The sequence below is a fragment of the Escherichia sp. MOD1-EC5495 genome (assembly GCF_002965965.1).
GTDB classification, from domain to species: domain Bacteria; phylum Pseudomonadota; class Gammaproteobacteria; order Enterobacterales; family Enterobacteriaceae; genus Escherichia; species Escherichia ruysiae.
In genome coordinates, this window is the sequence record NZ_PTRI01000004.1 from 46774 (window position 1) to 65487 (window position 18714).

Annotated in this window: 21 protein-coding genes; 19 read left to right on the forward strand and 2 right to left on the reverse strand. The window is 54.5% G+C overall.

Going from position 1 to position 18714, the window contains the following annotated elements; translation table 11 throughout:
- The first annotated feature begins 39 nt into the window (after positions 1-39).
- From ada to mqo, 4 genes are all read left to right on the forward strand, one after another.
- Positions 40-1104 (forward strand): bifunctional DNA-binding transcriptional regulator/O6-methylguanine-DNA methyltransferase Ada, encoded by a 1065-nt coding sequence (gene ada / locus BEG40_RS04525; protein ID WP_105284966.1) that lies wholly within the window; start codon positions 40-42, stop codon positions 1102-1104.
- Positions 1104-1754, forward strand: a complete 651-nt coding sequence (alkB, locus tag BEG40_RS04530) for a DNA oxidative demethylase AlkB (RefSeq protein ID WP_105284967.1) — start codon at positions 1104-1106, stop codon at positions 1752-1754. The genes ada and alkB overlap by 1 nt, the downstream gene beginning before the upstream one ends.
- 75 nt (positions 1755-1829) lie before the next feature.
- Positions 1830-3473 (forward strand): microcin J25 efflux ABC transporter YojI, encoded by a 1644-nt coding sequence (yojI, locus tag BEG40_RS04535; RefSeq protein WP_105284968.1) that lies wholly within the window; start codon positions 1830-1832, stop codon positions 3471-3473.
- A gap of 217 nt (positions 3474-3690) precedes the next feature.
- Positions 3691-5337, forward strand: coding sequence for a malate dehydrogenase (quinone) (gene mqo / locus BEG40_RS04540; RefSeq protein WP_000758076.1), 1647 nt, complete (start codon positions 3691-3693; stop codon positions 5335-5337).
- Positions 5338-5532: 195 nt separating this feature from the next.
- On the opposite strand, the gene eco is transcribed toward mqo, so the two are convergent.
- Both eco and yojO read right to left on the reverse strand, forming a co-directional pair.
- Positions 5533-6021, reverse strand: a complete 489-nt coding sequence (gene eco, locus BEG40_RS04545; RefSeq protein ID WP_105284969.1) for a serine protease inhibitor ecotin — start codon at positions 6019-6021, stop codon at positions 5533-5535.
- Positions 6022-6151: 130 nt separating this feature from the next.
- Positions 6152-6316: a protein YojO gene (yojO, locus tag BEG40_RS22035; protein WP_032337191.1), complete on the reverse strand. Its 165-nt coding sequence runs from the start codon at positions 6314-6316 to the stop codon at positions 6152-6154.
- A gap of 108 nt (positions 6317-6424) precedes the next feature.
- On the opposite strand from yojO, the gene napF reads away from it, so the two are divergent.
- From napF to ccmH, 15 genes are read left to right on the forward strand one after another with little or no spacing between them, the layout of a single operon-like run.
- Positions 6425-6919 carry a ferredoxin-type protein NapF gene (gene napF / locus BEG40_RS04555; RefSeq protein ID WP_105284970.1) on the forward strand — a complete coding sequence of 165 codons (495 nt, stop codon included), beginning with the start codon at positions 6425-6427 and terminating at the stop codon, positions 6917-6919.
- Positions 6909-7172 (forward strand): chaperone NapD, encoded by a 264-nt coding sequence (gene napD, locus BEG40_RS04560; protein ID WP_000557378.1) that lies wholly within the window; start codon positions 6909-6911, stop codon positions 7170-7172. The genes napF and napD overlap by 11 nt, the downstream gene beginning before the upstream one ends.
- Positions 7169-9655: a periplasmic nitrate reductase subunit alpha gene (napA, locus tag BEG40_RS04565; protein WP_000778067.1), complete on the forward strand. Its 2487-nt coding sequence runs from the start codon at positions 7169-7171 to the stop codon at positions 9653-9655. The genes napD and napA overlap by 4 nt, the downstream gene beginning before the upstream one ends.
- A gap of 6 nt (positions 9656-9661) precedes the next feature.
- The gene (napG, locus tag BEG40_RS04570; protein ID WP_000091291.1) at positions 9662-10357 is read left to right on the forward strand and encodes a ferredoxin-type protein NapG; all 696 of its coding nucleotides are present in this window, start codon (positions 9662-9664) and stop codon (positions 10355-10357) included.
- Positions 10344-11207 (forward strand): quinol dehydrogenase ferredoxin subunit NapH, encoded by an 864-nt coding sequence (gene napH, locus BEG40_RS04575; protein WP_105284971.1) that lies wholly within the window; start codon positions 10344-10346, stop codon positions 11205-11207. The genes napG and napH overlap by 14 nt, the downstream gene beginning before the upstream one ends.
- Positions 11204-11653, forward strand: a complete 450-nt coding sequence (gene napB, locus BEG40_RS04580) for a nitrate reductase cytochrome c-type subunit (RefSeq protein WP_000835174.1) — start codon at positions 11204-11206, stop codon at positions 11651-11653. Before napH ends, napB begins: the two co-directional genes overlap by 4 nt.
- 9 nt (positions 11654-11662) lie before the next feature.
- Positions 11663-12265: a cytochrome c-type protein NapC gene (gene napC / locus BEG40_RS04585; RefSeq protein WP_000528377.1), complete on the forward strand. Its 603-nt coding sequence runs from the start codon at positions 11663-11665 to the stop codon at positions 12263-12265.
- Positions 12266-12277: 12 nt separating this feature from the next.
- Positions 12278-12901: a cytochrome c biogenesis heme-transporting ATPase CcmA gene (gene ccmA / locus BEG40_RS04590; protein ID WP_105284972.1), complete on the forward strand. Its 624-nt coding sequence runs from the start codon at positions 12278-12280 to the stop codon at positions 12899-12901.
- Entirely contained in the window at positions 12898-13560 is a 663-nt protein-coding gene (gene ccmB, locus BEG40_RS04595; protein ID WP_000971724.1) for a heme exporter protein CcmB, read from the forward strand. The genes ccmA and ccmB overlap by 4 nt, the downstream gene beginning before the upstream one ends.
- Positions 13561-13601: 41 nt before the next feature.
- Complete coding sequence (gene ccmC, locus BEG40_RS04600; protein WP_105284973.1) at positions 13602-14339, forward strand: heme exporter protein CcmC; 738 nt, start codon at positions 13602-13604, stop codon at positions 14337-14339.
- Positions 14336-14545: a heme exporter protein CcmD gene (gene ccmD, locus BEG40_RS04605; RefSeq protein ID WP_000186540.1), complete on the forward strand. Its 210-nt coding sequence runs from the start codon at positions 14336-14338 to the stop codon at positions 14543-14545. Before ccmC ends, ccmD begins: the two co-directional genes overlap by 4 nt.
- Positions 14542-15021, forward strand: coding sequence for a cytochrome c maturation protein CcmE (gene ccmE, locus BEG40_RS04610; protein ID WP_001026418.1), 480 nt, complete (start codon positions 14542-14544; stop codon positions 15019-15021). Before ccmD ends, ccmE begins: the two co-directional genes overlap by 4 nt.
- Positions 15018-16961, forward strand: coding sequence for a cytochrome c-type biogenesis heme lyase CcmF (ccmF, locus tag BEG40_RS04615; protein WP_000982446.1), 1944 nt, complete (start codon positions 15018-15020; stop codon positions 16959-16961). Before ccmE ends, ccmF begins: the two co-directional genes overlap by 4 nt.
- Positions 16958-17515 carry a thiol:disulfide interchange protein DsbE gene (dsbE, locus tag BEG40_RS04620; RefSeq protein WP_000824453.1) on the forward strand — a complete coding sequence of 186 codons (558 nt, stop codon included), beginning with the start codon at positions 16958-16960 and terminating at the stop codon, positions 17513-17515. The genes ccmF and dsbE overlap by 4 nt, the downstream gene beginning before the upstream one ends.
- On the forward strand, positions 17512-18564 hold the full coding sequence (gene ccmH / locus BEG40_RS04625; protein WP_105284974.1) for a cytochrome c-type biogenesis thiol:disulfide oxidoreductase CcmH: 1053 nt from the start codon (positions 17512-17514) through the stop codon (positions 18562-18564). The genes dsbE and ccmH overlap by 4 nt, the downstream gene beginning before the upstream one ends.
- Positions 18565-18714: the final 150 nt, after the last annotated feature.

The following is an 18714-nucleotide window of genomic DNA, read 5'->3' on the forward strand; positions in this document are numbered from 1 at the left end:
CGGGCAGACTAAAGGCTATCCTTAACCAGGGAGCTGATTATGAACAACGCCACACGCTTAACTGACGATCAACGCTGGCAATCTGTCTTAGCCCGCGACCCGAACGCCGACGGCGAATTTGTCTTCGCCGTGCGCACCACGGGTATCTTTTGCCGTCCGTCTTGCCGCGCCAGACATGCCTTGCGGGAAAATGTCTCCTTCTACGCAAATGCCAGCGAGGCACTCGCCGCCGGATTTCGCCCCTGCAAACGCTGCCAACCTGATAAAGCCAATGCCCAGCAACATCGGTTGGATAAAATCACCCACGCGTGTCGACTGCTGGAACAGGAAACGCCTGTAACGCTGGAAGCCTTAGCCGAACAGGTGGCGATGAGTCCGTTCCATTTGCATAGATTGTTTAAAGCGACTACCGGAATGACGCCGAAAGCCTGGCAGCAGGCCTGGCGTGCTCGCCGATTGCGGGAGTCTCTGGCAAAAGGGGAGAGCGTGACTCAGGCGATTCTCAATGCCGGATTCCCCGACGGCAGCAGTTACTACCGTAAAGCCGATGAAACGCTGGGCATGACGGCTAAACAATTTCGTCACGGTGGCGAAAACCTGGCTGTGCGTTATGCACTGGCTGATTGTGAGCTGGGTCGTTGCCTGGTGGCAGAAAGCGAGCGGGGGATTTGCGCGATATTACTGGGTGATGATGACGCGACATTAATCAGTGAACTGCGGCAGATGTTTCCCGCTGCCGACAACGCACCCGCTGACCCGACGTTTCAGCAACATGTGCGTGAAGTGATCGCCAGCCTCAATAACCGGGATACGCCGCTGACGTTGCCGCTGGATATTCGCGGCACCGCTTTTCAGCAGCAAGTCTGGCAGGCGCTGCGTACCATTCCTTGCGGTGAAACTGTGAGTTATCAGCAACTGGCAAACACCATCGGCAAACCGAAAGCGGTACGTGCCGTGGCAAGTGCCTGCGCCGCCAATAAGTTAGCGATCGTTATACCTTGTCATCGGGTGGTACGTGGTGATGGCACACTTTCCGGTTACCGCTGGGGTGTTTCGCGTAAAGCACAGTTGCTACGTCGTGAAGCTGAAAACGAGGAGAAATAATGTTGGATCTGTTTGCTGATGCTGAACCGTGGCAAGAACCCCTGGCACCTGGCGCGGTGATCCTGCGCCGTTTTGCCTTTAATACTGCGGAGCAACTGATGCAGGGAATCAGCAATGTCGCCCGCCAGTCGCCGTTTCGCCAGATGGTCACCCCCGGCGGATATACCATGTCGGTGGCGATGACCAACTGCGGGCGTCTGGGCTGGACCACCAATCGGCAGGGTTATCTCTATTCGCCCATTGATCCGCAAACAAATAAACCGTGGCCTGCCATGCCGCAGAGTTTTCATAATTTATGTCAACGTGCGGCTACGGCGGCGGGCTATCCAGATTTCCAGCCAGATGCTTGTCTTATCAACCGCTACACTCCTGGCGCGAAACTGTCGCTGCATCAGGATAAAGACGAACCGGATCTGAGCGCGCCGATTGTTTCTGTTTCTCTGGGCTTACCCGCGATTTTTCAATTTGGCGGCCTGAAACGAAATGATCCGCTAAAAAGATTGTTGCTGGAACATGGCGATGTGGTGGTTTGGGGCGGTGAATCGCGGCTGTTTTATCACGGTATTCAACCGTTGAAAGCGGGGTTTCATCCACTCACCACCGACTGCCGCTACAACCTGACATTCCGTCAGGCAGGTAAAAAAGAATAAAAATAAGAATTATTATTGCTGTGCGCGCGAAGATGTTTAAACTGCGGGCTGTAATTCATTGTCCGGGTTTTCTGCATGGAACTTCTTGTACTTGTCTGGCGGCAGTATCGCTGGCCATTTATCAGTGTGATGGCGCTAAGCCTCGCCAGTGCGGCATTAGGCATTGGCTTAATTGCTTTTATCAATCAGCGCCTTATCGAAACGGCGGATACCAGTCTGCTGGTGTTGCCGGAGTTTCTGGGTTTATTGCTGCTGTTGATGGCAGTCACTCTCGGATCGCAACTGGCACTCACTACGCTGGGGCACCACTTCGTTTACCGACTGCGTAGCGAATTTATCAAGCGGATTCTGGATACCCATGTCGAGCGCATTGAACAACTCGGCAGCGCCTCATTGCTGGCGGGGTTAACCAGCGATGTGCGCAATATCACCATTGCTTTTGTTCGTTTGCCGGAACTGGTGCAGGGGATCATTCTCACTATCGGTTCAGCGGCGTATCTGTGGATGCTGTCGGGCAAAATGTTGCTGGTAACGGCTATCTGGATGGCGGTCACCATCTGGGGCGGTTTTGTGCTGGTAGCGCGGGTGTACAAACATATGGCGACCCTGCGTGAAACCGAAGACAAGCTGTATGCGGATTTTCAAACTGTACTTGAAGGGCGTAAAGAGCTGACTCTGAACCGCGAACGCGCCGAGTATGTGTTTAACAACCTCTACATTCCTGATGCGCAAGAGTATCGCCATCATATTATTCGCGCAGACACCTTCCATCTTAGTGCCGTGAACTGGTCGAACATCATGATGCTGGGCGCAATCGGCCTGGTGTTCTGGATGGCGAACAGTCTCGGTTGGGCTGATACCAACGTTGCCGCGACCTATTCGTTGACGTTGTTATTCCTGCGTACGCCGCTGCTTTCGGCGGTTGGCGCATTGCCGACGCTGCTGACGGCGCAGGTGGCGTTTAACAAGCTGAACAAATTCGCGCTCGCGCCTTTCAAAGCAGAGTTTCCGCGCCCGCAGGCGTTTCCCAACTGGCAAACGCTGGAGCTACGTAACGTGACGTTTAGCTATCAGGATAACGCGTTTTCCGTTGGGCCGATTAACCTCACCATCAAACGTGGCGAACTGCTGTTTCTGATTGGCGGCAACGGTAGCGGAAAATCGACGCTGGCGATGTTGCTGACGGGCTTGTATCAGCCACAAAGCGGCGAAATCTTGCTGGATGGCAAACCTGTCAGCGGCGAACAACCGGAAGATTATCGCAAACTGTTTTCGGCAGTGTTTACCGATGTCTGGCTGTTTGATCAGTTGCTGGGGCCAGAGGGAAAACCGGCTAATCCACAACTGGTTGAGAAGTGGCTGGCACAACTGAAAATGGCGCATAAGCTTGAGTTAAATAACGGGCGTATTCTTAACCTCAGGTTATCGAAAGGCCAGAAAAAACGCGTGGCGCTGTTGCTGGCTTTGGCAGAAGAACGAGATATTATTCTGCTTGATGAATGGGCGGCGGATCAGGACCCGCATTTCCGTCGTGAGTTTTATCAGGTACTGTTGCCGCTGATGCAGGAAATGGGTAAAACCATATTCGCCATTAGTCATGACGATCATTACTTTATCCACGCTGACCGCCTGCTGGAGATGCGCAGTGGGCAACTTAGCGAGCTGACGGGCGAAGAGCGCGATGCTGCTTCGCGTGATGCCGTTGCCCGGACGGCATAATATTTCGACGCTGACCTGGCGGACTGCTGCCGCCAGGTCAATATTCTAAAAATCCCTTCGTTTCTAATAACCCTATAATTAATCAACGAAATTATAATGTTTCTAAAATTAGAATATAATTTATAAACATTATTTAAATGTTGTTACTTAAGTGTTGCCGTTGATGCCGCGCAAATCTCACCTGCAATAAAGCGACTAAAAGTAAGGCATTAACAAGATGAAAAAAGTGACTGCCATGCTCTTCTCGATGGCCGTGGGGCTTAATGCCGTTTCGATGGCGGCAAAAGCGAAAGCGTCCGAGGAGCAGGAAACTGATGTACTGTTGATTGGCGGCGGCATTATGAGCGCCACATTGGGGACTTATTTACGCGAGCTGGAGCCAGAGTGGTCGATGACCATGGTAGAGCGCCTGGAGGGGGTTGCGCAGGAGAGTTCGAACGGCTGGAACAACGCCGGAACCGGGCATTCTGCGCTGATGGAACTCAATTACACCCCGCAAAACGCCGATGGCAGCATCAGTATTGAAAAAGCAGTCGCCATTAACGAAGCATTTCAGATTTCCCGCCAGTTCTGGGCGCACCAGGTCGAGCGCGGCGTGCTGCGTACTCCGCGTTCATTTATCAATACCGTTCCGCACATGAGCTTTGTCTGGGGTGAGGATAACGTCAATTTCCTGCGCGCCCGTTACGCGGCATTGCAACAAAGTTCGCTGTTTCGCGGTATGCGTTACTCTGAAGATCACGCGCAGATCAAAGAGTGGGCACCGTTAGTGATGGAAGGGCGCGATCCGCAACAGAAAGTGGCAGCCACGCGTACGGAAATTGGTACCGATGTGAACTACGGCGAGATCACCCGCCAGTTAATTGCTTCCTTGCAGAAGAAATCTAACTTCTCGCTGCAACTCAGCAGTGAAGTCCGCGCTCTCAAACGTAATGACGATAACACCTGGACCGTCACCGTTGCAGATCTGAAAAACGGCACAGCACAGAACATCCGCGCGAAATTTGTCTTTATCGGCGCGGGCGGTGCGGCGCTGAAGCTGTTACAGGAATCCGGTATTCCGGAAGCGAAAGACTACGCCGGTTTCCCGGTAGGTGGGCAGTTCCTTGTTTCGGAAAACCCGGACGTGGTTAACCATCATCTGGCGAAGGTCTATGGGAAAGCCTCCGTTGGCGCACCGCCGATGTCGGTTCCGCATATCGATACCCGTGTGCTGGACGGTAAACGCGTAGTGCTGTTTGGGCCATTTGCCACCTTCTCAACCAAATTCCTCAAAAACGGTTCATTGTGGGATCTGATGAGTTCCACCACCACCTCTAACGTGATGCCGATGATGCACGTTGGGCTGGATAATTTCGATCTGGTGAAATATCTGGTAAGTCAGGTGATGTTGAGTGAAGAGGATCGTTTTGAAGCGTTGAAAGAGTACTATCCGCAAGCGAAAAAAGAGGACTGGCGTTTGTGGCAAGCGGGGCAGCGTGTGCAGATTATCAAGCGTGATGCCGAGAAAGGTGGTGTACTGCGTCTGGGTACCGAAGTGGTCAGTGACCAGCAAGGAACCATTGCCGCGCTCTTGGGGGCATCGCCAGGGGCGTCAACCGCCGCGCCGATTATGTTGAATCTGCTGGAAAAAGTATTTGGCGATCGCGTTTCCAGCCCGCAATGGCAGGCAACGTTGAAAGCGATCGTTCCGTCTTATGGACGCAAGCTGAACGGTGATGTAGCGGCAACAGAACGCGAGTTGCAGTACACCAGCGAAGTGCTGGGGCTGAAATACGACAAACCGCAAGCAGCAGATAGTACGCCGAAACCGCAGTTGAAACCGCAACCCGTTCAAAAAGAAGTCGCGGATATTGCGTTGTAATGGTGTGCCGCATCCGGCATTGAGTGTCGGATGCGGCGTAACCACCTTATCCGACCTACGGAGTGCAGCGTTTCACAGCGGCGTAGGCCTGATAAGACGCGTCAGCGTCGCATCAGGCAACCGGCTCGTGCGCCAGATGTCGGATGCGGCGTGACCACCTTATCCGACATACGGAGTGCAGCACTTCACAGCAGTTTAGCGAACTACCGCGTTGTCAATTTTCTCTTCCGCCTTCCAGATGCGGTATTTCACATCCACATTGTCTGGCGTATACACCACGATCGGCAGCTTACTGTTGTAACGCAGCATTCCGGCATCGCCCAGATACGCGGTGACAAATTTCTTCTCTTTCTTGCCATCCGGGCAGGCCATCATCGTGGAAACCGGCGAGCTTACTTTATCAAAGACATAATAATCATAGCCCCAGCCTTCCAGCGTTTTGCTTTCCAGCTTTCCGCCGAGACGATGCAGGTTGCAATCGACTTCCAGCGTCTGACCGATCAACAGTTCTACTTTCAGGGTAGATTCATCTTCTTGCGGGGTTAACTGAATCACCTGACGCTTCATGCCTTTTTCAGCTTGCGGATAAGGGGCGATTTTTTCCAGTGGCTGGACGCTGTCTGCAGCCCAGGCTGAGGTTGCGGCGAAAGCGGCAAACAGCACTGCAGGTAGAATGGTCTTCATTTGTTTTCCTTCTTCATTTATAGGTTTTCACCGAGGATGTCGCTGAAGGTTAACATATTCATCAGATTTATTAATTTGCTTTATGAATAACTGAAAGAACATTCAGACAATTTTACCTGCTCTTTTAGTGTTAAATGCTAATGAGAGAACAAACCAGCTGAAATATCTCTGGTGAATTAATCGCTATATAAATGTGTTTATAACCATTTGAAATGTGAGCAAAAGCTCGTTTTTGCCACTCTTCCCACCACTCTTTTGATCCTGCTACAGGTTTTACCCCGATCGGGGTATGCATCTTTGACACATCCTTTAATATCTTAGCGGCTATAAAAATGGCTTATTAATTATGCGGTTTATTTGGTCGCTCTCAGTTTTCAGAGCGCGTTAATGATGGAAGGTCAATGTGAAGATTGATGCATCCCGTCGGGGCATACTGACTGGTCGCTGGCGCAAAGCCAGTAACGGTATCCGTCCGCCCTGGTCCGGTGATGAATCTCATTTTCTGACCCATTGCACCCGCTGCGACGCCTGTATTAATGCTTGTGAAAACAACATTCTTGAACGCGGCGCAGGTGGTTATCCGAGCGTTAATTTCAAAAATAACGAGTGCAGCTTCTGTTACGCCTGCGCGCAGGCTTGCCCCGAATCGCTATTTTCTCCGCGCCACACCAGGGCCTGGGATTTGCAGTTCACCATTGGGGAGGCGTGCCTGGCGTATCAAACAGTTGAATGCCGCCGCTGTCAGGATAGCTGCGAGCCAATGGCAATTATCTTTCGCCCGACGCTCTCCGGGATCTACCAGCCGCAACTTAATAGCCAACTTTGCAACGGATGTGGAGCATGTGCAGCCAGCTGTCCGGTATCAGCCATAACTGCGGAGTATCTCCATGCACACTAACTGGCAAGTTTGCAGCCTGGTCGTGCAGGCCAAAAGCGAACGAATTTCAGACATCAGCACCCAACTGAACGCCTTTCCCGGCTGTGAAGTCGCTGTCAGCGACGCGCCGAGCGGTCAGTTGATTGTGGTGGTGGAAGCAGAAGACAGCGAAACGCTGATCCAAACCATTGAGTCAGTACGCAACGTAGAGGGCGTGCTGGCGGTGTCGCTGGTTTATCACCAGCAGGAAGAGCAAGGTGAGGAAACACCATGAAACTCAGTCGTCGTAGCTTTATGAAAGCTAACGCCGTTGCGGCCGCTGCGGCGGCTGCCGGTCTCAGCGTGCCGGGCGTTGCCCGCGCCGTTGTTGGTCAGCAGGAAGCCATTAAATGGGATAAAGCGCCGTGCCGTTTCTGCGGTACTGGTTGCGGCGTTCTGGTCGGAACGCAGCAGGGGCGTGTGGTGGCCTGTCAGGGCGACCCAGACGCACCGGTTAACCGTGGCCTGAACTGCATTAAGGGCTATTTCCTGCCCAAAATCATGTACGGTAAAGACCGTTTGACGCAGCCGCTGCTGCGTATGAAAAACGGTAAATATGACAAAGAAGGCGAATTTACCCCAATCACCTGGGATCAGGCTTTCGATGTGATGGAAGAGAAATTCAAAACCGCCCTGAAAGAAAAAGGGCCGGAATCGATCGGTATGTTCGGTTCTGGTCAGTGGACTATCTGGGAAGGTTATGCCGCCTCCAAGCTGTTTAAAGCGGGCTTCCGTTCTAACAACATCGACCCGAACGCACGTCACTGTATGGCGTCGGCGGTGGTTGGCTTTATGCGTACCTTTGGTATGGATGAGCCGATGGGCTGCTATGACGATATCGAACAGGCTGACGCTTTTGTGTTGTGGGGCGCGAACATGGCGGAGATGCACCCGATCCTCTGGTCGCGCATCACCAACCGTCGTCTCTCTAACCAGAACGTCACCGTGGCGGTGCTTTCTACCTACCAGCATCGTAGCTTCGAGCTGGCGGATAACGGCATCATCTTTACGCCACAGTCTGACCTGGTGATCCTGAACTATATCGCCAACTATATCATTCAAAACAATGCGATAAATCAGGACTTCTTCAGCAAACACGTCAACCTGCGCAAAGGGGCGACGGACATCGGCTACGGTTTACGTCCGACCCATCCGCTGGAAAAAGCGGCGAAGAATCCGGGGTCTGATGCTTCCGAACCGATGAGCTTTGAAGATTACAAAGCCTTCGTTGCCGAGTATACGCTGGAAAAAACCGCCGAAATGACCGGCGTGCCAAAAGATCAGTTAGAACAACTGGCGCAGCTGTATGCCGATCCGAACAAGAAAGTCATCTCCTACTGGACGATGGGTTTCAACCAGCATACCCGTGGCGTGTGGGCCAACAACCTGGTCTACAACCTGCACCTGCTGACCGGCAAAATTTCCCAACCGGGTTGCGGTCCGTTCTCCCTGACCGGGCAGCCTTCCGCGTGTGGTACTGCGCGTGAAGTGGGCACCTTTGCTCACCGTCTGCCTGCGGACATGGTGGTGACCAACGAGAAGCACCGTGATATCTGCGAGAAGAAGTGGAATATCCCGAGCGGCACTATTCCGGCAAAAATCGGTCTGCACGCGGTGGCGCAAGACCGTGCGCTGAAGGACGGCAAGCTGAATGTTTACTGGACCATGTGTACCAACAACATGCAGGCCGGGCCGAACATTAATGAAGAGCGTATGCCGGGCTGGCGCGACCCGCGCAACTTTATCATCGTCTCCGATCCATATCCGACAGTCAGTGCGCTGGCAGCCGACTTGATCCTGCCGACAGCAATGTGGGTAGAAAAAGAGGGCGCTTACGGTAACGCCGAACGCCGTACTCAGTTCTGGCGTCAGCAGGTACAGGCACCGGGCGAAGCAAAATCGGATCTCTGGCAGTTAGTTCAGTTCTCCCGCCGCTTCAAAACCGAAGAAGTGTGGCCGGAAGAGCTGCTGGCGAAGAAACCGGAACTGCGCGGCAAAACGCTGTACGAAGTGCTGTATGCCACCCCGGAAGTGAGCAAATTCCCGGTATCTGAACTGGCGGAAGATCAGCTGAACGATGAATCCCGCGAGCTGGGCTTCTATCTGCAAAAAGGGCTGTTCGAAGAGTACGCATGGTTTGGTCGCGGTCACGGTCACGATCTCGCGCCGTTCGATGACTACCACAAAGCGCGCGGTCTGCGCTGGCCGGTGGTGAACGGTAAAGAAACGCAGTGGCGTTACAGCGAAGGTAACGACCCGTACGTGAAAGCGGGCGAAGGCTATAAGTTCTACGGTAAACCGGATGGCAAAGCGGTGATCTTCGCACTGCCGTTCGAACCGGCGGCGGAAGCACCGGATGAAGAGTACGATCTGTGGCTCTCTACCGGACGCGTACTGGAGCACTGGCACACCGGCAGTATGACTCGCCGTGTACCGGAACTGCACCGCGCCTTCCCGGAAGCGGTACTGTTTATTCACCCGCTGGATGCGAAAGCGCGCGATCTGCGTCGTGGCGACAAAGTGAAAGTGGTTTCTCGCCGTGGCGAAGTGATCTCGATTGTCGAAACGCGCGGTCGTAACCGTCCGCCGCAGGGGCTGGTGTATATGCCGTTCTTTGACGCCGCACAGCTGGTAAACAAACTGACGCTGGATGCGACCGATCCGCTCTCGAAAGAGACGGACTTCAAGAAGTGCGCGGTCAAACTGGAGAAGGTGTAAGCCATTATGTCCCGGTCAGCGAAACCTCAAAATGGTCGCCGCCGCTTTCTGCGCGATGTTGTTCGCACAGCAGGCGGGCTGGCTGCCGTGGGTGTGGCGCTGGGGTTACAACAGCAAACCGCACGCGCATCTGGCGTGCGGTTGCGCCCGCCCGGAGCCATAAACGAGAACGCCTTTGCCAGTGCCTGCGTTCGTTGCGGTCAGTGTGTTCAGGCTTGCCCTTATGACACCTTAAAACTGGCGACGCTGGCTTCTGGCCTGTCGGCGGGCACGCCATATTTTGTCGCGCGTGATATTCCTTGCGAAATGTGTGAGGACATTCCGTGCGCCAAAGTGTGCCCGAGCGGTGCGCTGGATCGTGAGATCGAATCGATCGACGACGCGCGGATGGGGCTGGCGGTGCTGGTGGATCAGGAGAACTGCCTCAACTTTCAGGGGCTGCGCTGCGATGTTTGCTATCGCGAATGCCCGAAAATTGATGAGGCCATCACCCTGGAGCTGGAGCGCAACACGCGTACCGGTAAGCACGCCCGCTTTCTGCCGACGGTTCACAGCGACGCCTGTACCGGCTGCGGTAAGTGCGAAAAAGTGTGCGTGCTGGAACAACCGGCAATCAAGGTGTTACCGCTGTCACTGGCGAAAGGGGAGTTAGGTCACCATTACCGCTTCGGCTGGCTGGAGGGGAACAATGGCAAATCGTAAACGTGACGCCGGGCGCGAGGCGCTGGCGAAAAAAGGCTGGTGGCGCAGTCACCGTTGGCTGGTGTTGCGTCGCCTTTGTCAGTTCTTCGTGCTGGGAATGTTTTTGAGCGGCCCGTGGTTTGGTGTGTGGATCTTACACGGCAACTATAGCAGTAGCCTGTTATTCGACACCGTTCCGCTGACCGATCCACTGATGACGCTGCAAAGCCTTGCCAGCGGTCATCTGCCTGCCACGGTGGCGTTGACCGGTGCGGTAATTATCACCGTGCTCTACGCCCTGGCAGGAAAGCGATTATTTTGTAGCTGGGTCTGCCCGCTGAACCCAATTACCGATTTAGCGAACTGGTTACGCAGGCGCTTTGAGCTCAATCAGTCTGCGACCATCCCGCGCCACATTCGCTACGTGCTGTTGGTGATCATTCTGGTGGGATCGGCCTTAACCGGCACGCTCATCTGGGAATGGATCAACCCCGTTTCCTTGATGGGGCGCAGCCTGGTAATGGGATTCGGCAGCGGCGCGCTGCTTATTCTCGCGCTGTTTTTATTTGATCTACTGGTCGTTGAACACGGCTGGTGCGGACACATTTGTCCGGTTGGTGCACTGTATGGCGTGCTGGGTAGCAAAGGTGTGATTACCGTTGCGGCCACCGATCGGCAGAAATGTAACCGCTGTATGGATTGTTTTCATGTTTGCCCGGAACCGCATGTGCTACGTGCCCCGGTGCTGGATGAACAAAGCCCGGTGCAGGTCACCAGCCGCGATTGCATGACGTGCGGTCGCTGCGTGGATGTCTGTTCTGAGGATGTATTTACAATAACTACACGATGGAGTTCGGGAGCGAAATCATGAAAAGCCATGACCTGAAGAAGGCGCTGTGTCAATGGACGGCGATGCTGGCCCTGGTGGTAAGCGGCGCGGTTTGGGCGGCTAATGGCGTCGATTTTAGCCAGTCGCCGGAAGTATCCGGGACGCAGGAAGGGGCCATTCGGATGCCAAAAGAGCAGGATCGGATGCCGCTGAACTATGTGAATCAGCCGCCAATGATCCCGCATAGCGTTGAAGGTTATCAGGTAACGACCAATACCAACCGCTGCTTGCAGTGCCACGGTGTCGAAAGTTATCGCACCACTGGCGCGCCGCGTATCAGTCCTACTCACTTTATGGACAGCGACGGCAAAGTGGGCGCGGAAGTGGCTCCGCGTCGTTATTTCTGTCTGCAATGTCACGTACCGCAGGCCGATACCGCGCCAATCGTGGGGAATACCTTTACCCCATCAAAAGGTTACGGGAAATAAGAGGTTATTATGGGAAATTCTGACCGTAAGCCTGGTCTGATTAAGCGCCTGTGGAAATGGTGGCGTACCCCCAGCCGTCTGGCGCTGGGGACGCTGCTGTTGATCGGTTTTGTCGGCGGCATCGTCTTCTGGGGCGGCTTTAACACCGGGATGGAAAAAGCCAATACCGAAGAGTTCTGCATTAGCTGCCACGAAATGCGTAACACGGTGTATCAGGAATACATGGATTCCGTGCACTACAACAACCGTAGCGGCGTCCGTGCGACCTGTCCGGATTGTCACGTTCCGCACGAGTTTGTGCCAAAGATGATACGCAAGCTCAAAGCAAGTAAAGAGCTGTATGGTAAAATTTTTGGCGTTATTGACACGCCGCAGAAATTTGAAGCTCATCGCCTGACGATGGCACAGAATGAGTGGCGGCGCATGAAGGACAATAACTCGCAGGAGTGCCGTAACTGTCACAACTTCGAGTATATGGATACAACCGCCCAGAAATCTGTTGCCGCTAAGATGCACGACCAGGCGGTGAAAGATGGGCAAACCTGTATTGATTGCCATAAAGGGATAGCGCACAAGCTGCCCGATATGCGCGAAGTCGAGACAGGTTTTTAACAGGATTATTGCGTGGGTATGCTTGAAGCCAGAGAATTACTTTGCGAGCGGGATGAACGAATCTTATTTAGTGGTTTGTCGTTTACGCTGAATGCAGGAGAGTGGGTACAAATTACCGGCAGCAACGGTGCGGGGAAGACAACGCTTCTCCGTTTGCTGACGGGATTGTCTCGCCCTGATGCGGGTGACGTTCTCTGGCAAGGGCAGCCCTTGCATCAGGTACGCGACAGCTACCATCAAAATCTGTTATGGATAGGCCATCAGCCGGGGATCAAAACCCGGCTGACGGCGTTAGAAAATCTGCACTTTTATCATCGCGATGGCGATACCGCACAATGTCTGAAAGCCCTGGCGCAGGCCGGGCTTGCCGGATTCGAAGATATTCCCGTTAATCAACTCTCTGCCGGGCAACAACGCCGCGTGGCGCTGGCGCGTCTGTGGCTGACCCGTGCCACGTTGTGGATCCTCGACGAACCTTTTACCGCGATTGACGTTAACGGCGTCGATCGTCTGACCCAGCGAATGGCGCAGCATACGGAGCAGGGGGGGATTGTGATTCTGACCACCCACCAGCCGCTCAACGTTGCTGAAAGTAAAATCCGCCGCATTTCGCTGATGCAAACGAGGGGCGCATGATGTTCTGGCGCATTTTCCGTCTTGAGCTGCGCGTGGCGTTTCGCCATAGCGCCGAAATCGCTAATCCGCTGTGGTTCTTCCTGATTGTTATTACCCTTTTTCCGCTCAGTATTGGTCCGGAGCCGCAGCTGCTGGCGCGTATTGCACCGGGCATTATCTGGGTTGCGGCGCTGCTTTCTTCACTGCTGGCGCTGGAGCGCCTGTTCCGTGACGATTTGCAGGACGGCAGTCTTGAACAATTGATGTTGTTGCCGTTACCCTTGCCCGCCGTTGTGCTGGCGAAGGTGATGGCGCACTGGATGGTAACCGGTCTGCCGTTACTCATCCTCTCGCCTCTGGTGGCATTGCTACTGGGAATGGACGTTTATGGCTGGCAAGTGATGGCGCTGACGCTGCTGCTGGGAACCCCTACGCTTGGCTTTCTCGGCGCACCGGGCGTGGCGCTGACGGTGGGGCTTAAGCGCGGCGGCGTGCTATTGAGCATTCTGGTGTTACCGCTGACTATCCCATTACTCATCTTTGCCACCGCCGCGATGGACGCGGCTTCGATGCATTTGCCCGTTGACGGGTATCTGGCAATTTTAGGTGCGTTGCTGGCAGGCACCGCGACATTAAGCCCTTTTGCGACGGCGGCAGCGTTACGAATCAGCATTCAATAACGCTGAATTACTGATTTTTGTTCAAGTCTGGTATCGAAACTATGTGGAAAACACTGCATCAACTGGCGATCCCACCACGGCTGTACCAAATCTGTGGCTGGTTTATACCGTGGCTGGCAATCGCCAGTGTGGTTGTGCTTACCGTCGGCTGGATCTGGGGATTCGGCTTTGCCCCCGCTGATTATCAGCAGGGAAATAGCTACCGCATTATCTATCTGCATGTACCTGCGGCGATCTGGTCGATGGGCATTTATGCCTCAATGGCGGTGGCGGCGTTTATCGGCCTTGTCTGGCAGATGAAAATGGCCAACCTGGCGGTGGCGGCGATGGCGCCCATTGGTGCCGTGTTTACCTTTATTGCCCTGGTCACCGGTTCCGCGTGGGGGAAACCGATGTGGGGCACCTGGTGGGTATGGGACGCACGCCTGACTTCTGAACTGGTGCTGCTGTTTCTGTATGTGGGTGTGATTGCCCTGTGGTACGCCTTCGACGACCGCCGTCTGGCAGGCCGTGCGGCAGGTATTCTGGTGCTGATTGGCGTGGTGAATCTGCCGATTATTCATTACTCCGTGGAGTGGTGGAACACCCTGCATCAGGGATCAACGCGGATGCAGCAAAGTATCGATCCGGCGATGCGTTCGCCGCTACGCTGGTCGATTTTTGGCTTCCTGCTGCTGTCCGCCACGCTGACGCTGATGCGGATGCGTAATTTGATTTTGCTGATGGAAAAACGCCGTCCGTGGGTGAGTGAACTGATACTGAAAAGAGGCCGTAAATGACCCCTGCATTTGCTTCCTGGAATGAATTTTTCGCAATGGGCGGTTACGCCTTTTTTGTCTGGCTGGCGGTGGTGATGACAGTTATTCCGCTGGTGGTTTTGGTCGTGCACTCGGTGATGCAGCATCGCGCAATTCTGCGTGGCGTGGCGCAACAGCGGGCGCGTGAGGCGCGTTTACGTGCTGCGCAACAGCAGGAGGCTGCATGAATATTCGCCGTAAAAATCGGTTGTGGATTGCCTGTGCCGTGCTGGCGGGGCTGGCGCTGACGATTGGCCTGGTGCTGTATGCGCTGCGCTCGAATATCGACCTTTTCTATACGCCGGGGGAGATTCTCTACGGCAAGCGTGAAACCCAACAGATGCCGGAAGTCGGGCAGCGTCTGCGCGTTGGCGGGATGGTGATGCCGGGTAGCGTGCAGCGCGATCCCAATTCGCTGAAAGTGACCTTCACCATTTACGACGCTGAAGGTTCGGTCGATGTCTCTTACGAAGGCATTTTGCCGGATCTGTTCCGTGAAGGGCAGGGCGTTGTGGTGCAGGGCGAACTGGAAAAAGGCAATCATATCCTCGCGAAAGAAGTGCTGGCGAAACACGATGAAAACTATACGCCGCCAGAAGTCGAAAAAGCGATGGAAGCTAACCACCGTCGCCCGGCGAGTGTTTATAAGGACCCAGCATCATGATGCCGGAAATTGGTAACGGACTGCTGTGCCTGGCGCTAGGGATTGCGCTGCTGCTGTCCGTGTATCCGCTATGGGGCGTGGCGCGCGGGGACGCGCGCATGATGGCGTCTTCCCGCTTGTTTGCCTGGCTGCTGTTTATGTCTGTAGCTGGCGCATTTCTGGTGCTGGTCAATGCTTTCGTGGTCAACGACTTTACCGTCACCTATGTTGCCAGCAACTCCAATACCCAGCTTCCGGTGTGGTATCGCGTGGCGGCTACCTGGGGCGCGCATGAAGGCTCGCTACTGCTGTGGGTGCTGCTGATGAGCGGCTGGACGTTTGCGGTGGCGATTTTTAGCCAGCGTATTCCACTGGATATTGTGGCGCGCGTACTGGCGATAATGGGGATGGTTAGCGTCGGCTTTTTGCTGTTTATTCTCTTTACCTCTAACCCATTCTCACGCACGTTGCCGAATTTCCCGATTGAAGGGCGCGATCTTAACCCGTTGTTGCAGGATCCGGGGCTGATCTTCCATCCGCCTTTGCTCTATATGGGCTACGTCGGTTTCTCGGTGGCGTTTGCTTTTGCCATTGCTTCTTTGCTGAGTGGGCGTCTGGACAGCACCTACGCACGTTTTACCCGCCCGTGGACGCTGGCGGCGTGGATCTTCCTGACGCTCGGCATTGTGCTCGGTTCCGCATGGGCCTATTACGAACTCGGCTGGGGCGGCTGGTGGTTCTGGGATCCGGTAGAAAACGCCTCGTTTATGCCGTGGCTGGTTGGCACTGCGTTGATGCACTCGCTGGCGGTCACTGAACAACGCGCCAGCTTCAAAGCGTGGACATTACTTCTGGCAATCAGTGCCTTCTCGCTGTGTCTGCTGGGGACTTTCCTCGTGCGTTCCGGTGTGCTGGTATCGGTACATGCGTTTGCGTCTGATCCTGCGCGCGGTATGTTTATCCTCGCCTTTATGGTGCTGGTGATTGGTGGTTCACTGCTGCTGTTTGCCGCGCGTGGACACAAAGTTCGCTCACGCGTAAACAATGCGCTGTGGTCGCGGGAATCTCTGTTGTTAGCGAACAACGTTTTGCTGGTCGCCGCGATGCTGGTGGTGTTGCTGGGGACGCTGCTGCCGCTGGTGCATAAACAACTCGGGCTGGGCAGCATTTCGATTGGCGAACCGTTTTTCAACACCATGTTTACCTGGCTGATGGTGCCGTTTGCGCTACTGCTAGGTGTCGGCCCTCTGGTGCGCTGGGGGCGCGATCGCCCACGTAAAATCCGCAACTTATTGATTATCGCCTTCATCTCTACGCTGGTGCTGTCGCTGCTGTTGCCGTGGCTGTTCGAAAGCAAAGTTGTGGCGATGACGGTACTCGGTCTGGCAATGGCCTGCTGGATTGCGGTGCTGGCGATTGCGGAAGCGGCGCTGCGTATTTCACGCGGCACGAAAACCACCTTCAGTTATTGGGGGATGGTGGCGGCTCATCTGGGACTGGCGGTGACAATTGTTGGCATTGCCTTCAGCCAGAACTACAGCGTTGAGCGTGATGTACGCATGAAGTCCGGCGATAGCGTCGATATCCATGAATATCGCTTCACCTTCCGTGATGTAAAAGAGGTTACTGGCCCAAACTGGCGCGGCGGTGTGGCGACTATCGGCGTGACGCGTGACGGCAAACCGGAAACGGTGCTGTATGCGGAAAAACGTTATTACAACACTGCTGGTTCGATGATGACTGAAGCGGCAATTGACGGCGGTATTACCCGTGACCTGTACGCGGCGCTCGGCGAAGAGCTGGAAAACGGCGCGTGGGCAGTTCGTCTTTACTACAAACCGTTTGTTCGCTGGATCTGGGCGGGCGGGCTGATGATGGCGTTGGGCGGGCTGTTATGCCTGTTTGATCCTCGCTATCGCAAGCGCGTGAACCCGCAAAAAACTGCGCCGGAGGCTGTATGAAGCGCAAAGTATTGTTAATTCCTTTGATTATCTTCCTGGCGATTGCCGCAGCGTTGCTGTGGCAGCTGGCGCGTAATGCCGAAGGGGATGATCCGACCAATCTGGAATCGGCGCTCATTGGCAAGCCGGTGCCGACGTTTCGCCTCGAATCACTGGATAATCCCGGTCAGTTTTATCAGGCGGACGTGCTGACCCAGGGTAAACCGGTGCTGCTCAACGTCTGGGCGACCTGGTGCCCGACCTGCCGTGCGGAACATCAATATCTGAATCAGCTTTCTGCGCAGGGCATCCGCGTGGTGGGTATGAACTATAAAGACGACAGGCAGAAAGCGATTAGCTGGCTGAAAGAACTGGGCAATCCTTACGCGCTAAGCCTGTTTGATGGCGACGGCATGTTAGGGCTGGATCTCGGCGTGTATGGCGCGCCAGAAACGTTCCTCATCGATGGCAACGGCATCATTCGCTATCGCCATGCGGGCGATCTCAATCCTCGCGTCTGGGAAGAAGAGATCAAGCCGCTGTGGGAGAAATACAGTAAGGAGGCCGCACAATGAGGTTTTTATTGGGCGTGCTGATGCTGATGATCTCCGGCTCGGCGCTGGCAACCATCGACGTGTTGCAGTTTAAGGATGAAGCACAGGAACAGCAGTTCCGCCAGCTCACGGAAGAACTGCGCTGTCCGAAATGTCAGAACAACAGCATTGCCGATTCCAACTCGATGATTGCCACCGACCTGCGCCAGAAAGTGTATGAACTGATGCAGGAAGGTAAAAGCAAGAAAGAGATTGTTGATTATATGGTGGCGCGTTACGGCAACTTCGTCACTTACGATCCGCCGTTAACGCCGCTGACCGTGCTACTGTGGGTACTGCCAGTTGTCGCTATTGGTATTGGCGGCTGGGTGATTTACTCCCGCTCGCGGCGTCGGGTGCATGTGGTGCAGGAGGAGTTGCCTGAACAAAGCGTGCCAGAAGGTAAGCGTGCCGGATATGTTGTTTATCTGCCGGGTATTATGGTGGCGTTAATTGTGGCAGGTATCAGCTACTACCAGACTGGCAATTATCAGCAGGTAAAAGTCTGGCAGCAGGCCACAGCGCAGGCTCCGGCATTGCTGGACAGGGCGCTGGATCCGAAAGCCGATCCGCTCAACGAAGAAGAGATGTCACGTCTTGCGCTGGGGATGCGTACTCAACTGCAAAAAAATCCAGGAGATATTGAAGGCTGGATTATGTTGGGGCGCGTTGGGATGGCGCTGGGTAACGCCAGTATCGCGACTGATGCCTATGCCACAGCGTATCGACTCGATCCGAAAAACAGCGATGCTGCGCTGGGTTACGCGGAGGCGTTAACGCGTTCTTCTGACCCCAACGATAACCGCCTGGGCGGCGAGTTGTTGCGTCAACTGGTGAGAAGCGACCATAGCAATATTCGCGTGCTGAGCATGTATGCGTTTAATGCCTTTGAGCAGCAGCGATTTGGCGAAGCCGTTGCTGCGTGGGAGATGATGTTGAAACTCTTGCCTGCCAACGATACTCGCCGTGCGGTGATTGAGCGCAGTATCGCGCAGGCGATGCAACATTTGTCGCCGCAGGAGAGTAAATAAGAAGAAGCCCGATGGTGATGCCATTGGAGCCAGGCGGATGACAACGTGCGCTATGTTTATGCCGGATGCGGCGTGAGCGCCTTATCCGGCCTACAAAATCGTGCAAATTCAATACATTGCTCGATCTGCGTAGGCCTGATAAGCATAGCG